Origin of the sequence: Sorangium sp. So ce281, assembly GCF_051527395.1 — a bacterium.
Taxonomy (GTDB): Bacteria; Myxococcota_A; Polyangia; order Polyangiales; family Polyangiaceae; genus Sorangium; species Sorangium cellulosum_B.
Genome location: NZ_CP150322.1, coordinates 10,324,218 through 10,339,458, shown reverse-complemented (window position 1 = coordinate 10,339,458; position 15,241 = coordinate 10,324,218). Strand labels below are relative to the sequence as shown.

Here is a 15,241-nt window from a genome sequence, read left to right as displayed (position 1 = left end):
CACGGGACGGTACCTCCGCTGGCCTCGCAGAGTGGGGTGGTCATGGGAATAGCTGGAGCAGCGGCGAGGACCAGAGAGATGCCTCTGGACGCCTGCGTGAGGCGGCGGGCAGGTTACACAACCACGCCACCGAAGCGGCCGAGCCCACGAAATGTCAGAGAGAGCAGAGCATGACGGCCCTGGTCTCGTTTGCCTAACACTCGGACCCGCACACACCCAATTAGCCCACTCAAACGAGCAGGATATCATGGCATCAGCAAAGGAAGTATATAACGAGTTAGGCAGTCTACAGAGGACAATCGAAACATGTATACGGCGCTGCGACGCAGCACCATTCCCCAGCTTTGATCGCGAAAAGCGAATCAGCTCCGCACGCCAAGAGCTCTCCGACATCCTCCGGAGAGCTGGCACGATCTACGAGAACATCACCAAAGAAACAAAATCTCCCGCGCTGGCCATAAATGCAGAGATCGCGGCAACACAAGCGGAATTATCTCGAACGCAGAACGAACTACATCTAACCCAGGAAGCGTTCAACTCCAAGAGATCCGAATTACAGAGACGCAGAAGCGCTTCCAACAACGACCAGGAAAAGAAGGAGTTTTTGGCGCAAGCGCAAAAATTAACAAACGAATTCGAACCTCAGCATCTAGCTACTTCCGCGGAGGCCTCTCGGCTTCAGTCACTCGTCACGCAACTCCAGCGCGAGCAGAAGGCGCTCAACACCAAACTTGAAATAGCTGCCGAAGAGCTTCTGGCAAAAGAATGCCCGGAAGACCTCGCGAAGGTCGTCGACGAGGCTAAGGCCCTGGTCGACAAGGTTGGTCTCCTAGAGAAGGAAATAGGCGCAGGAGCGAACGCCGCACTCGTTCAAGAGGCTAAGGCGGGATTTGCGACGAACGCCAAATCTTTCAAGGCGGCAGAATCGTTTCACAGAAGTCAAGCCCGTCGACTATTTTGGGCGATGCTGTTGGTTGCCGCAAGCACCTGCATCCTCATATACTATTTGTTCGTCTCGGCGACGCCAACCAATCCCAAGCCCGAGCCAGGTGTGCCACAAGCGCTTCTGATTATCGAACATATCGTACTGATTGCTACAGGGCGTGTTGCCTTGCTTATCGTGGCAGGTTATGCCCTAAAATATCTTGCCACTCTACATAAGATGCACGCTGAACAGTCGGTCATTTATCGAGATCGCCTCGCCGCGCTCGGCATCGCAGAGAACCTTCTAAACGCAACGCCGGAGATCGAACAGCGGCGCGACATGTTAAAGTCTCTAGCAAACGTGTACCTAAGTTTCGACGAGAGCGCCTTCGGAAGATACCGCAAAGATACGGAACGTGCAGAAGCGCAGGGCGGCGTCGAGAACCAAATAAGACGGATAAAAATGCTGACCAGTGCTGTTGCGCCGCTTCTTGAGCCGGCCACAAAAGCGATCGACAAGGCTAAAGAGGGCTCCAAATAATATGGTTGAGCGGAACCCGCTCAGTTTTTCGGAGCAGAGCGCTAAATCTGGGTGATTTTGCTCGCCTACTTGCCGTTGCCGGCAGCGAGTGACGCGACGCAACCGGCACTCCTGTCCCGTCGATACCTTGGCCATGATCGACCCTGACGAGCTCGACGCCATCGCTGACGCTGTTCTCGCCGAGGAGGCCGAGACCCTCTCCCTAGTGCCGCCCCTCAGTTCTGACGATCCGTTTCGCCCAGCTCGTGCGTCTAGGCTGTCGTGAGTGACGAACGAATGCAGCCGAGGCCTAGGTTCAAGGGGCTATTACCCCGCAACTTGGTTGACGCTCCGGACTGGCGCATATCGGCCGTCGGCGTTGTTCGTATCGCGGCCATCATCGCGTGCTACCGATACAGCGGCTTTGGGCGGTAGCGGCTCTCCGGCAGTGGTGCACACGGTCGTGACTGCAGGGTCGAGCCGGGCCGCACTGGAGCGGTGGCCGGTGTAGAGCGGCCATAGGCCTTGGGCAGCGGCTCCTAGTCCTGGCGCGCTGGTGTTGACGCTCCCGTTAGATGATGGGTAGGGGCCGCTTCTCGCTCACGCAGGATGATGGCTCGCTCACGCGCACGATGGCCATCGCCCCTATCCGGTGCCCGGAGCCTCCGCCGGAGGCTCCGTCCGCCCATCGCCCGCGCGACGTGGCCGCCGGGGCGCGCAGGGCGCGTCAAGGGCGGCGCAGCCGCCGAGCCCTGCGAGGGAACCCTTGACGCGTCCGAGCACCCCGGCACGCTCAGGACGCGATGAGCCGACCATCACGCCCGTGACCGGGGCCCGCTCACCGTCGCGATGGTCATCAGCCAGCCCGAGCGAGGAAGCATCAACCAGCTTGATTCTCAACACGCTCATCCTGAGCACGCTCGTCGACGAGGGGCGCATCGATCCGGGCCAGGTCTCGGCGCCGACCGTGCGACGGTTGTATGCGGCGGCGGGTCTGTCGCGTCGGGCGGCGCGCTCGGAACAACAGCCGAGGACACGGCTGCGCTGGCAGGCCGAGCGGCCCGGAGCGCTCTGGCACGGTGACGTCTGCCACCTGCCGCAGTGCAACATCGGCGGTCGGACGGTGCCTGTCCGCATCCATGGCTTGCTCGACGATGCATCTCGCTACGTCGTCGCGCTCGAGGCGCACTCGACCGAGAGGGAGGTCGACATGCTCGGGCTGCTCGTGGACGCGCTTCGCCGTCACGGCAAACCGGATGCCCTTTACCTGGACAATGGCTCCACCTACCGGGGCGAAGTCCTCCGGACGGCGTGCTCGCGACTCGGTATCACCCTGCTGCATGCGAAGCCCTATGACCCGCAGGCGCGCGGCAAGATGGAGCGCTTCTGGCGGACGTTGCGCGAGGGGTGCCTGAGCTTCCTCGGCGAGGTCGCGTCGCTCAAGGACATCGACGCACACGGCTCAAAGCCTTCCTCGAACGACGTTATCACGCGGCACCGCACGCCGGGCTGATGGGCAAGAGCCCCGCGAAGCTGTACGCGCAAAAGCCCGCCGGCGAGGGCGCGATCGAGGAGCGGGCGCTGCGCGCCGCGCTGACCGAACGCAGCCGGCGGCGCGTGTCCAGCGACAATGTGATCTCCATCGACGGCGAAGCGTGGGAGCTCGACCAGGGCTACCTGGCTGGCCAGCTCGTCACGGTGGCTCATTGTCACGTCGCCCCGGACGCGACCCCGTGGGTCGAGCACGAGGGCAAGCGCCTGCCGCTCCGCCTCCTCGATCCGGCGAAGAACGCGCGGCGCCGGCGGCCGCCACGCGGTGGTCCGCTCGCACAAGGGCCGAGCCGCCCCACCGACTTCGCTCCGACGAGGGCGCTGCTGCGGGCTGGAAGCGAAAGGCCGCAGGCCTCACAGCCCGACGACAGCTCCGAGGGAGGTGCTCGATGAGCGAGTCCTTCGTCCGATTCTTCGGGCTCTCCGAGTCGCCCTTCTCCAAGGAGATCCCGGACGGCGATCTCTGGCTGCCGCCCTCGAAACATGAGCTCGTCGAGGAGCTGTGCGACGCGGTTCACGAGCGCTCCCAGGTGTTGCTCGTCGGCGAGCCGGGCGCCGGCAAGACGTGCGTGCTGCGCGCGCTGCGCCATCGCTTGCCGCAGGCCGGATTCCGCCTGACCTACTGCCACAACGCCACGCTCGGACGCCGCGACTTCTACCGGCAGCTCTGCCAGGCCCTCGGCCTGACCCCTGCCGCGACCGCGGCCGCCGTCTTCTACGCAATCAGCGCGCACGTCGAGAACCTCGGACGAGAACGGATTCACCCGGTCTTTCTGCTCGACGAGGCGCACCTACTTCATCAGGACACGTTGGACCATCTTCACATCTTGGCAAATTACGAATGGGACAGCCGGGCGCTGCTGAGTCTGATCCTGGTGGGGTTGCCCGACCTCAAGGACCGGCTTGAGCTGCGCAAAAACCGCTCCCTGTACTCGCGGATCGACCGGCGCCTGTCGATCGGACCGATGACGGCGGATGATACGAGCGAGTATGTCCGCCTGCGGCTCGGCCGTGCCGGCTGCGATCGCGATCTCTTTACCTCCGAGGCGCTGACCTCGCTGCACGAGGCCGCCGGCTCGAGCCTGCGCGAGATCGACCGCGTGGCCACCGCCGCGCTGCGCGAGTCGGCTCGGCGGAAAAAGAAGCTCGTCGAGCGGGACGTCATGGCCCGGGTGATCAACGACGTGATGAGTGACGCCGACTGAACAGCGTCTACGCTCACGCGTGGCAGGCGCCGGCAGCCATCGCGCCGTCGGCGCCTACGAGTCATCCGACGCGATGGCCATCGCGCGTTGAGCGCCCCCGTGCGCCGGAGATGGCCATCGTCCAGCGGCGCGGCCCGCGCAGGCGGGTGATGGCCATCGCCCTCCTCGACCTCGCCCGCGCAAGCTCGTGATGGCCATCAACCAGACGGCGCGCAACGCCATCAATCAGCCTGAGCGTCAACAGCCGGTCAGGGAGCGGCTCGGTCGAGGTGCTCACGCTCCGGCGTGCTGCCGGTCGACCCGGCGCCGACCGCGCGGTTGGGGGGCGCCACGAGGGCGAGCCGAGCGGCTGGGAGGTGCGCTACCCCGACCGTGGCGCCGGGCAGGGGGCGATGGCGGGGCCCTCTATAAATCGTGCTGCTCGAGATCGAGGGTGCTGTGATACCTCGTGGTGCTGAGACCTAGGGTCCAGCGCCTCGGTCGAGGTCCCCCAAGCTCCGGTCGACGCCGCGCCCCGCTGGGATCGGGAGCGCGCCACGAGGACGAACTGCGCGGCGGGCAGGTCGTCAGCTCAACACCGGGTTCGATTCCCGGCGCCTCCACCAAGAAGACACGGCGAGAGCCGTGTCTTTTTTTTTGCGTGTGCGCTGCGTGTGACCTGACAAAGATCAGCAGGGGTGGATCGCTGCGCGACCGGATGTAGGCGGAATCACCGGGAGCGAGCGCGACGGGTGACGCCAGGGTACGGGGCTCCACGGAGCTCCACGGCGGGCACCAAGCTAACGGGGCGGATCCCGGGTCCGAGTCTGCGTGCTGGCGTGCTGCGCAGCCCGAGCTGAGCGAACGGACGCGACTGCGCGGGCGGAGGTAGGCGGCCGTAGGATCCCTGCCGTACCGGCCTGCCCTCCGGCAACCCTGGCCGCGGCACCCTGCCGAGCGCATGCCCCGTCTTGACACGGGACGGTATCTCCGCTGGCCTCGCAGAGGGTGGTGGCGATGCGGGTAGCCGGAGCAATAGCGGGCACCGGAGAGATACCTCCGGGCGCGTGTGCGAAGCAGGGTGCAGGCGCGGTAACCTCCGCCGCCTTCAACACCTTTACGATATCCGACTCCGCAGAGGCTGAAGCTAAGCATCAAGACCCCTCCAGGAGCGCGATCAACATGACCTTGGGCGTTCACGCATTTGCTGATGAGTACGGTGACACCAACCTCGCAACCGAGAAGTCCGGCGTAACGGACTTCTTCATTATCACAGCGATTTTGGTCGACGATCACAGTGTTGATGCGTTGAGAAGCCATGTCGACGAGGTGCGCCGATCGAAGTTCGGCAATGGCGAGATGAAATCGAGCTCCATTGGCTCGGACGACGCCCGACGCATCAAAGTGCTCGAAGCGGCCACGGCGCTACCCTACAAGTCATATAGCCTGGCGGTAGACAAACGAGAACTAGACCGCGAGAGCGGGCTCGCATACAAGCGCTCTTTCTTTAAGCATCTAAACAAGCGCTTGTATGAGAGGATATACAGAATCTTCGACAACGTTACCACCATCGCAGACGAGCACGGGACCGAAGCGTTCATGGAAGGATTCAAGAGGTACGTAGATCGAGAATTACCGCCAAATCTATTTTCACGCAGACGCTTTGAGTTCAGAAGCAGCCATTCAGAACCATTTTTACAGCTCGCCGATGTAATCTCCGGGAGTATCGCCCGCGGCGTGGATCCCAAGAAAAAGTCGCCAAATTCGAAGGAGATCCTTGATCTGGTCGCCAAGCGATCCATCGGCATAGAGTTCTGGCCGCCAATGTGGGTCACGGAACCGGAACAAATCCTAAACGACCCAAGTCAGAGCAAGCATGACAAGTTGGTAGAACGACATTGTCTGCGCCAGGCGAAGCTTTTCTTGCAAAAAATCGGGGGGACGAGCGAACTATCTGAAGCCCTCCAGGCACAGGCAGAAATCCTTCAATTTCTTTTGTTTAATATTCAATTTGTGAGCGATTCAGACTTCGTCGCCACAGGTGCAATTGCCGACCGGATCAATTCTAGCATCGGCCTGACAGTGACCCACCAGCAGATTAGATATTATGTAGCATGCCTTCGAGATGCAGACGTGATCGTCGCAAGCAGCCCCAAAGGGTACAAGATACCTGTTTCGGTCGCGGACATGGCATCTTTCGTTGCTCACGCAAACACGATCATCCCGCCCATGCTTAAACGACTCGCTCGAGCTCGAAGCGAACTTCGCCTGGCCAGTCTAGGCGAGTTAGACATATTACGAAACGAACATTTCGAAATATTGCGTCAGCTCCTGGAGGCCGTCGACAAGGACCCGGCATAGAATGACCTACGGTCGATGCCGGCAGTCATGGCTCCTGTCCCTGCCCATCGCTCCCGGCCTCTTGCTGGAGCTCGCCTACGACAGCTCCGGCCTGTTCGCCGCGACCTGGCGGGCGGGGCCCTTGTGGCGGGCGGCCGAGATCGGGGAGGCGTGATGCCTCGCGGCAGGCGTGCCTCGCGGCAAGCGTGCCTCGCGTACCTGCAGCAGGGAGGACCGGGGACCTACGTACGCCCACAGCGGGAAGACCCAGGAGCCACTCGCCGGGAGCACACGGCAGCCGGGCGCCCTCCCCCTGTCGGAGGTACCGGAGGCACGCGCCTCTTGACACGTGACGGTACTTCCGCTGGCCTCGAAAGGGGAGATGGCCATGCGGGTAGCTGGAGTAGAGGCGAGGAGCAGAGGAATACCTCCGGACGCGTGCGCGACGCAGCGCATGGCCTGCAACATGGCACCTTAGGTAATATATGCGAAGAGCCAGACCCAAGTACCAAGTATTTATAAGCTCAACCTACCAAGATCTCCACGAGGAGCGATCAGCCGTAACTTGGGCAATCCTGAATGCCCGTCACATTCCTGCGGGAATGGAGAATTTTACGGCAACCAATGACAGGGGATGGGAAACCATCCAGCGGGTAATTGACACGTCTGACTACTATATCGTCATTATCGCCGGGATGTACGGCAGCGTCGATCCAACCACTGGCATCAGCTGGACCGAACGCGAATACAGGTATGCGATCGATAAGAACATACCGGTGTTGGCATTCATAAGAAAAGACAGCGCAGTTACACAGAACCTGGCCGAAAGAAACCTCGACAACGCCCAAAAGTTGGCCGACTTCAAGAAAAAACTTCGAGACAGTCATCTTGTTCGCGACTGGTCACAAGACTCAGATTTAGTACACGCGGTAGTCGAATCTCTGAGAAATCATATAGCAGATGACGAGGACAAGGATCGCGCTAGGCCCGGCTGGTTCCGTGGCGATTCGATCGATGCATCTCCGAATGTCCTCGAAGAACTCGCCAGGCTCTCACGCGAAAACGAAGACTTGCGTCAACGACTAAAATCCATCGAAGGCGGCACTGCGGCGCTAGGCGTGGTGGACGAGCATGGAGCTCCGCTTGCGGGTATTCAATACGACAGCACCATGCACGCGTTAAGTAGCGATTCCTCCGGATCACTTAGCAGGAAACTCTTCGATGCCAAAAAGCAATTTCTTGATAGATACAATCGCCTCGTGTACGTAGAGCTTCACATAAGCAACTCAGGTGCTCGCGCCGCCAAAGACGTACTCGTTGACCTTTCTTTTGAACCGTGTGAGGACATACAACTCGTACGTGAACGCGTTCCGTCTCACATAAACGATTACTCCGCAGTCTCACCCACGCTGATTCCAATGTGGATGACATCGCCAACCGAACACGTCTACATCGATCGACATCGCGTGCAGAATGGGCGCGGAATCGTTCGTCAGCGTATTAAAAGCGTTGCCCCTGGCACCACTGAACGTACTGTAGGATTTTGGGTTCTCCTGGCGCGCAGCGAGAATGGGACATCTTGCGTCTGCTCCTACCATCTCACAGCAATTGACGGAGAGAAGGTTTCCGGAGAAATACCACTCAGCATTAATTATGCCAGATCGAAGGTAGTTGATCTGGAACTGCTTGAATCGCTGGTTGATGACGCGTGACCGCAGCAGTGCGACATCTGCACGAGATCTTCTGCATCCGATCTGAAGACACTCAGCACAGATGGCGCCTCTTGAGCACAATAGCAAGGATGCTTCCATCCTCGGCGGGGCCGTCAGAACGCCGTAGCGACCGGCATCCCGAGGCTCCGGGCGATCTCGCTCACCTGCTCGCCCACGCCGACGAGGATGAGTCCCCCGCGCTCCCGCGGATGTACCTCCCAGAGCAGCTCCAGCAGGGCGCGCGCCTCGACCTTCCCGTGAGGCGACGGCACACGCTCCCGGCCGGCGACGCAGGCCAGCGGGTCGGGGACGGCGACCGCACGGCGGCGGTACGCCTTCTCGCGCCACATTCTGGCCTGGTGGCCGGCGACAGCGTCGCGGGCGGCCGCGGTGGCGTTCAGGATGGGCTTAAGATCGCGCGCGCCGGGCGCTAGCGAGGTCGACGACGGGCGCTCCCCGGGGTGTCGCCAGCGGGGCAGTGAGGAGCTCCGAGAGGGTGCGAGCGGCGATCTGCGCGGTCGCGAGGTCACCCGCCGCATGGGCAGCGGCGATGGTCTGCGTGAGGGTCGCGACGAGCACCTGGCGCGGACCGCTCGCCAGGGGCGTGGTCGGGGCTGCTGCGGGTCGGGGAGAGGTCGCCAGTACGGGCGCCGAGGGCACCGCCGCAAGCGTCACGGAATCGTCCGGCCGACCTGAGATCGCGGGGTTAGCGCCCGCGATCGGCGTGTTGACGTCGGCCTCGACCCCCTTAAAACCCGCGGAAACCCGCCCGATCGTGCCATCCCGCTCCCCCTGGAAAAGCGACGCTATATCAACAGCTTATCCATGGATCGAAGGAGCTGCCTTCACTCCACAGCCTGCGGGGCGCACAGCGACGTACCTCAGACGTCCCGCTCCTGAAGTCGGCACCCACGGTGTCGAGGCGGCAGCTATGATGTTGCCCCGCCACGGAGCCTGGGCGCTGCGGGGCAGCTGAACGGAAGGCAAACGACGTGAGAAGCAGGCATTACATCGGCTCGTCCGCCGCGCTGGGGGCGGCAGCGTTGATGCTCGCCGGCTGCGGCGCAAGCGAAGGCGACGGCCTTGGCAGGGCACACTTGGCCATCGGGCAGGAGCTCGCCGAGGAGGCGGAGCCCAACGGGACGGCGTTGCAGGCGAACGCCATCTCCAGCGACACGGTCGTGCGCGCCAGCCTCTTTCCAGACGGCGACACGGATCTCTTCTCGTTCCAGGCGCCCGCCGGGAGCCGTGTCTACGCGGCCGTGATGACAGCGTTCTCCACCGCGTCGCAGGACGCCGACCTCGACATCCTCGATCAGGACGGCACGACCGTGCTGGAGACCGACGTCTTCAACGGGTCGTTCGGGGGCTTGTCGCCGAGCATCGCTGGCACGCCCCTCGCGACCGCGGGAACCTACTACGCGCGCGTGCGCGTGCCCTCCGCGACCATCCAGCTGCGCCCCTACGACCTCCACCTCAAGGTGCAGAGCGGCGTGCCCATGGCGGAGGTCGAGCCGAACGACACGACGCCGCAGGCGCTCCCCGTGACCGGCTGGATCGCTGGCACGCACAGCGGCGCGAGCGATGTCGACAGCTACTCGCTCTCCCTCAACGCCGGCGACACCCTCTTCGCGAGCCTTGATCAGGACCCGACGCGCGACCTCACGCAGTTCGCCGCCGCGCTCGCGATCGGTCCCTTCGGGTCCGGGTTCGACATCCAGGTGGACAACCAATCCGGGCCTGTCGAGACCCCGTATTCGGACGCCATCTTCGCGACGGTGAAGGCAGCGGGTACCTACAGGGTGACCGTGACCGGCTCGGTGACGGCGGGGGATTACGGGCTCAGTGTGAGCGTGCATCCGGCGGCGTCGAGCGTCGGGTGCACCACGTACGATAGCGCGAACGTGCCCCGGGACATGGTCTTCGGCGCGCCCACGACGTCGTTCATCGACGTCCCGGGCGCGCCCCGTATCGGTGACCTGAACGTGAGCGTCCGGCTCAGCCATCCCATGCCCCCCGACGTGGACGTGTACCTCGTCTCGCCGGCCGGCAACACCAACGGTCTCTTCACCGATATCGGCGATAGGACCTACCCGAACCTCGAACTCACGATCGACGACGAGGCTGCGTTCCCGGCCGGACACTTCACCCTGCTGAACGGCATGATGGTGCAGCCGGAGCTCGACTACCGCTTGCACTGGTTCGATGGGGAGAACGGCGGGGGCCGGTGGACGCTCACGCTCGGAGACGATACGGACAACTCGAACAACCTCGGTGTGTTGTCCGCGTGGAGCCTCAGGATCTGCGACGCGCCGATCCCCGCGCTCTCGTGCTCGAGCGGCGACGCCCCGTCCACCCGGCTGTCGGCGGACTTCGAGCGCGGCGCGCAGGGCTTCACGCACGCCGGTACAGCCGACGCGTGGGCGCTCGGCACACCGAGCGCCGCGCCGATCGCGACCTGCAACGGCGGGACGCAATGCTGGAAGACGAACCTCTCGGGCGCGTACAACGCGAGCTCGAATCAGGACCTCGTCTCCCCGCCGATCGACCTGTCCGGGGTGCAGGCGCCCATCCAGCTCCGCTGGGCGATGAAGTACCAGCTCGACAACGCCTCCTCGGATCACGGGTGGGTGGAAATCAGAGAGGTCGGGGGGGCGAACGCCAGGCGTCTCTGGGAGTTCCTCGACGCATCGATGACCACGACCGTCGGTAGCTCCAACCTGGTGCTCCAGGAGAGCGCGGGATGGGGCACGCACTACGCCGACATCAGCGGATACGCCGGAAAGCAAGTCGAGGTGGTGTTCCACCTCGACAGCGACGCGAGCGTCCAGCTTGCCGGCCTCGCGATCGACGACGTGTCGGTCCTGGGCTGCCCACGCAGCAGCACGGGCGAAGGCGGCAGTCCCGGCGGCGGAAGCACCACGGGTGAGGGCGGCGCGACGGGCAGCGGCGGTGGCGGCGCGGGGACGGGCGGTGCCACGGCGACCAGCGGCGCCGTCACGAGCGGCGGCAGCACCACGGGTGAAGGCGGCGCGACGGGCAGCGGCGGTGGCGGCGCAGGGACCGGCACCGCCACAGCGGCCAGCGGCACGGGCGCGAGCGGGGGCAGCACCACGGGCGAAGGCGGCGCGACGGGCAGCGGCGCTGGCGGCGCGACGGGCAGCGGCGCTGGCGGCGCGGGGACCGGCACCGCCTCGGCGGTCACCGGCGCTGGCACGAGCGGCGGCACCACCACGGGCGAAGGCGGCGCGACGGCGAGCGGCGCTGGCGGCGCCGGGACCGGCACCGCCACGGCGGCCAGCGGGGCCGGTGCTGGCTCGAACGACGACCCGCTCGCCAGCACCGACACGACGGGCGGCTGCGGGTGCCGCTTCGCTGGCAGTGACGAGCCCCCCTGGCCATGGCCCGCGGCACTCGCGCTCATCGCGCTGCTCAGAATGCGTCGCAAGCGGTTGCGCTCCCGCAGCTCCTGAGGAGATCCTCCCCAGATGACCCCTCAAACCGTCGATGTCCTCGATCCGGACCTCTACCTCGCGGGCGCGCCTCACGATCGCTTCGAGATCCTCCGCCGGGAGGCGCCCGTCCACTGGCACCCCGAGCCGGCGGGCAGGGGGTTCTGGGCGATCACGCGGCACGCCGACGTCGCCCGCATCTCGCGCGATCCGGCCGCGTTCTGCTCGGGGCGCGGCCTCTTCATCGAGGATCTCCCGCCGGGGGACATGCGCGACAACCCCGATGTCATGATCATGATGGATCCGCCCCGGCACGCCCGGTTCCGGGCGCTGGTCAGCAAGGGGTTCACGCCCCGTGTCATCCAGCGCCTCGAAAGCCACGTGCGGGAGCTCGTGACGAGGCTCATCGACGACGCCTGCGAGCGCGGCGGGTGCGACTTCGCCAGCGACATCGCGGGCAAGCTGCCGCTCGCCGTGATCCTCGAGGTGCTCGGCGTCCCCCGCGAGGATCAGGAGCAGATGCTCGACTGGACGACGCGGTTCTTCGGGGCCAGCGATCCCGCCTATGGCGTCACGCCCGAGGAGCTGAACGCCGTGCTCCACAACATGAACGCCTATGCGCACGGGCTCGCCGAGCAGCGGCGGAAGGAGCCCAAGGACGACATGCTGAGCCTGCTCATGGCCGCCGAGGTGGACGGCGAGAAGCTCTCCTACACGGAGTTCGGCGGCTTCTTCAACTTGCTGCTCACGGCCGGCCACGACACCACGAAGAACCTCATCTCCAACGGGATGCTCGCGCTCCTCGAGCACCCCGACCAGCGCCGGCGCCTGCTCGACGATCCCTCGCTCCTCCCGACCGCCGTCGAGGAGATGCTGCGCTTCACGCCGCCGGTCTATTACTTCCGGCGCTCCGCGGTGCGGGACATCGAGCTCCACGGGCAGCGGATCGCCGCCGGCGACAAGGTGGTGCTGTGGTACGTCTCGGCCAACCGCGATGAGGCCGTCTTCGGCGATCCGCAGAAATTCGATGTCGGCCGGACGCCCAACGAGCACCTCTCCTTCGGCATCGGCCCGCACGTGTGCCTGGGCCTCGTGCTCGCGCGCCTGGAGGCGCGGGTCGCCTTCGAGGAGCTCCTGCGCAGGCTCCCCGATCTCGAGCTCGCCGGGCCGGCCGTGCGGCTCCGCTCGAACTGGGTGAGCAGCGTGAAATCGATGCCGGTCCGGTGCGCGCGCCCCGCCAGGTAGCCCGGCACGGGCGGCGAGAAATAGGCATCCCGTGCTGGGAATGGGCACGCGCGACGGCGAACGCGCACGTCTCCGCGAACGGCGCGTCGGGGAATGCCAGGGCGGGCGGTCGGTCGAATGCCGTAGCCGGCACCCGGTGCGCCGGACGCAGAATGGAGAGGCTTCCTTGCTTGTGCGGCGCGGCCGCCGCATCGAAAGAGCCCCTGGGCCAGCTACGAGGAGAAGCCTATGGGAGACCAGGTGTACCCGCTGCAATCGAAGGAGACCTCGCAGAAACGGCACGAGCTGGCGCCCGGGCCGGACGAGGCCTTCCGCGAGTTCAGCAAGCGCGTGTTTGCCGAGGGCGCCCTGCCGGCGAAGGTGAAGCAGCTCATCGCCGTCGCCGTGGCGCACGTCACGCAGTGCCCGTATTGCATCCGCGGCCACACCCAGGGCGCGCTTCGACACGGAGCGAGTGAGCAGGAGATCATGGAGGCCATCTGGGTCGCCGCCGAGATGCGCGCGGGCGGCGCGTTCGCGCACTCGGTCATCGCGATCGACGCGATGGGGGAGTCGCCGACCCGATAGGCCGGCGTCGAGGCCCATGTTCGAAGGAGGAGGGCCATGAGCACCGGGAAGGCGGAGTCCACGGATCACCGGCAGATTGGCCGGGAGACCGTCGTGCTGCGCGAGGGCCTGGAGGATCTTGCGCTCGTCGTGGTCAAAGCGCGCCTCGCGTCGTAGGGTTTGCAACGAGAAGGGAAGAAGAGGGCATGGCCAGCGTGAGGCGACGAACGGCGACGGAGAGGGCGCGGACTGCGCGCGTCGGCGCCGAGACGGCGAACGCGGTGCTCCTCAAAAGGGCTTACGAGCAGCCCGAAGCGGCCGACGGGTACCGTGTGCTCGTGGACCGGCTGTGGCCGCGAGGCGTGCGCAAGGACGCGCTCGCGATCGACGTCTGGATGAAGGAGATCGGGCCGAGCGACGAGCTCCGCCGCTCGTTCGGTCACGACCCTGCCCGGTGGGAGGAGTTCGCGGCGCGCTACCGCGAGGAGCTCCGCCGCCAGCCGGCCTCGGGGCTCGTGGACGAGCTCGTCGCGCAGGCGAAGCGCGGGACGCTCACGCTCGTGTACGGAGCCAAGGACGAGCTCCACAACCAGGCCGTCGTCCTCCGCGAAAGCATCAAGCAGCGGTTGCGCAGCGCTCGCACCCGTGCGCCGGCCGCCCACGTCCCGGCAGAGGCCGCCCCCCGGGCGCGAAATCGAGCCCTCGCGGCGCCACACCCTACCTCGTCGAGGGGGCGGGCCCCGGGCGCGACGAAGGCGCGTGCGTCGCCTGCGCGGCGCACCGGCCCACGCGTGCGCTCGCATTGAGCTCGGCACGATGTCGCACCGAGCCGCGGCCCGAACGACGAAGATCACCGTTCCGGTGAGGACGCCCTTCCGCCTTGCGCTCACCGTTGCCGCGCTTCAGAGGCGCCCCGAGAACCCGGTCGACACGTGGTCCGAGGACCGCCGCTACCTGCGGGCGTTCGACACCGCGCGCGGTCCGGTGGCCTGGGCGGTGACCGAGGAGGCAGGCGGGACGCGGCTCCGCGTCGAGCTCTTCGGGGACGTCCACGATCCGAGGATGTGGCGCGGCCTGGTGACCCGGCTGCTCGGGACCGACATCGATCTGGCGCCGTTCTACGCGCGAGCGGAGCGGTTGCCCGCCGTCGCCGCGCTCGCGGCACGGTTCCGCGGGGTCAAGCCTCCACGCTTTGCCTCGCTCTGGGAGGCGATCGTCAACTCGGTGGTCTTCCAGCAGCTCAGCATGGCAGCGGCGATGGCGGCGGTGCGACGCCTCGTGCTTCGGTTCGCGAGCCCCGTCGACCTCGCGGGGCAGCGGCTGTTCCCGTTCCCTCCGCCCGAGGTCGTGGCGAGCTCGACCCCGCACGATCTGCGCACCCTCGGGCTGAGCGGAGCGAAGGCGGACGCGCTGCGGACATGCGCGCGGATGATCGCGGCGGGCGAGCTGCGGGAGGACGAGCTCGAAGCGCTGCCCAAGGGTGAAATCGAGCGGCGCCTGCGCGAGCTCCCGGGCATCGGGCCCTGGACCGCTTCGGTGATCCTGCTCCGTGGCTTTCGCCGACTCGATGTCTTTCCGGGCGGAGACGTCGCGGCCGCTCGCGGCCTCGGCGCCATCGCCGGCGAGCACGGGGGCGAGCTCGTCGAGGCACTCGGTCCCTATCGCGGGATGTTGTACTTCCATCTGTTGCTGAGCTCGCTGGCCGCGCGCCGGTTCGGTGCCATCCCGCCTCGATCCGCCTGACGCCGGCCCCGCCCGCCGCCCCGC

Annotated in this window: 11 protein-coding genes and 1 pseudogene; 11 read left to right on the top strand and 1 reads right to left on the bottom strand. The window is 65.5% G+C overall.

Features of this window, described 5'->3' with window-relative positions; all coding sequences use genetic code 11:
• Nucleotides 1-247 precede the first annotated feature (247 nt).
• From WMF27_RS39515 to WMF27_RS39490, 6 genes and pseudogenes are all read left to right on the top strand, one after another.
• A complete protein-coding gene (locus tag WMF27_RS39515) occupies nucleotides 248-1,465 on the top strand; it encodes a hypothetical protein (protein ID WP_437763728.1) in 1,218 nt (405 codons plus the stop codon).
• Nucleotides 1,466-2,348: 883 nt separating this feature from the next.
• Nucleotides 2,349-3,388: pseudogene (locus WMF27_RS39510) on the top strand (DDE-type integrase/transposase/recombinase); the annotation flags it as partial.
• Nucleotides 3,385-4,200 carry an ExeA family protein gene (locus tag WMF27_RS39505; protein ID WP_437763729.1) on the top strand — a complete coding sequence of 272 codons (816 nt, stop codon included), beginning with the start codon at nucleotides 3,385-3,387 and terminating at the stop codon, nucleotides 4,198-4,200. The pseudogene WMF27_RS39510 and the gene WMF27_RS39505, both read left to right, overlap by 4 nt.
• 1,161 nt (nucleotides 4,201-5,361) lie before the next feature.
• Complete coding sequence (locus WMF27_RS39500; RefSeq protein WP_437763730.1) at nucleotides 5,362-6,540, top strand: DUF3800 domain-containing protein; 1,179 nt, start codon at nucleotides 5,362-5,364, stop codon at nucleotides 6,538-6,540.
• Between the two features lies 1 nt (nucleotide 6,541).
• On the top strand, nucleotides 6,542-6,694 hold the full coding sequence (locus tag WMF27_RS39495) for a hypothetical protein (RefSeq protein WP_437763731.1): 153 nt from the start codon (nucleotides 6,542-6,544) through the stop codon (nucleotides 6,692-6,694).
• Between the two features lie 310 nt (nucleotides 6,695-7,004).
• Complete coding sequence (locus WMF27_RS39490; protein WP_437763732.1) at nucleotides 7,005-8,231, top strand: DUF4062 domain-containing protein; 1,227 nt, start codon at nucleotides 7,005-7,007, stop codon at nucleotides 8,229-8,231.
• A gap of 113 nt (nucleotides 8,232-8,344) precedes the next feature.
• Here the strand turns inward: WMF27_RS39490 and WMF27_RS39485 are convergent, their stop codons facing one another.
• The gene (locus WMF27_RS39485; protein WP_437763733.1) at nucleotides 8,345-8,581 is read right to left on the bottom strand and encodes a hypothetical protein; all 237 of its coding nucleotides are present in this window, start codon (nucleotides 8,579-8,581) and stop codon (nucleotides 8,345-8,347) included.
• A 642-nt stretch (nucleotides 8,582-9,223) separates the two neighbouring features.
• On the opposite strand from WMF27_RS39485, the gene WMF27_RS39480 reads away from it, so the two are divergent.
• The 5 genes from WMF27_RS39480 (at nucleotide 9,224) to WMF27_RS39460 (ending at nucleotide 15,217) form a co-directional block, all read left to right on the top strand.
• A complete protein-coding gene (locus WMF27_RS39480; RefSeq protein WP_437763734.1) occupies nucleotides 9,224-11,704 on the top strand; it encodes a proprotein convertase P-domain-containing protein in 2,481 nt (826 codons plus the stop codon).
• Between the two features lie 15 nt (nucleotides 11,705-11,719).
• The gene (locus WMF27_RS39475) at nucleotides 11,720-12,928 is read left to right on the top strand and encodes a cytochrome P450 (RefSeq protein WP_437763735.1); all 1,209 of its coding nucleotides are present in this window, start codon (nucleotides 11,720-11,722) and stop codon (nucleotides 12,926-12,928) included.
• Between the two features lie 228 nt (nucleotides 12,929-13,156).
• Nucleotides 13,157-13,495, top strand: a complete 339-nt coding sequence (locus WMF27_RS39470) for a carboxymuconolactone decarboxylase family protein (protein WP_437763736.1) — start codon at nucleotides 13,157-13,159, stop codon at nucleotides 13,493-13,495.
• A gap of 194 nt (nucleotides 13,496-13,689) precedes the next feature.
• Entirely contained in the window at nucleotides 13,690-14,280 is a 591-nt protein-coding gene (locus WMF27_RS39465; RefSeq protein ID WP_437763737.1) for a DUF488 domain-containing protein, read from the top strand.
• A 10-nt stretch (nucleotides 14,281-14,290) separates the two neighbouring features.
• On the top strand, nucleotides 14,291-15,217 hold the full coding sequence (locus WMF27_RS39460) for a DNA-3-methyladenine glycosylase family protein (protein ID WP_437763738.1): 927 nt from the start codon (nucleotides 14,291-14,293) through the stop codon (nucleotides 15,215-15,217).
• Nucleotides 15,218-15,241 lie beyond the last annotated feature (24 nt).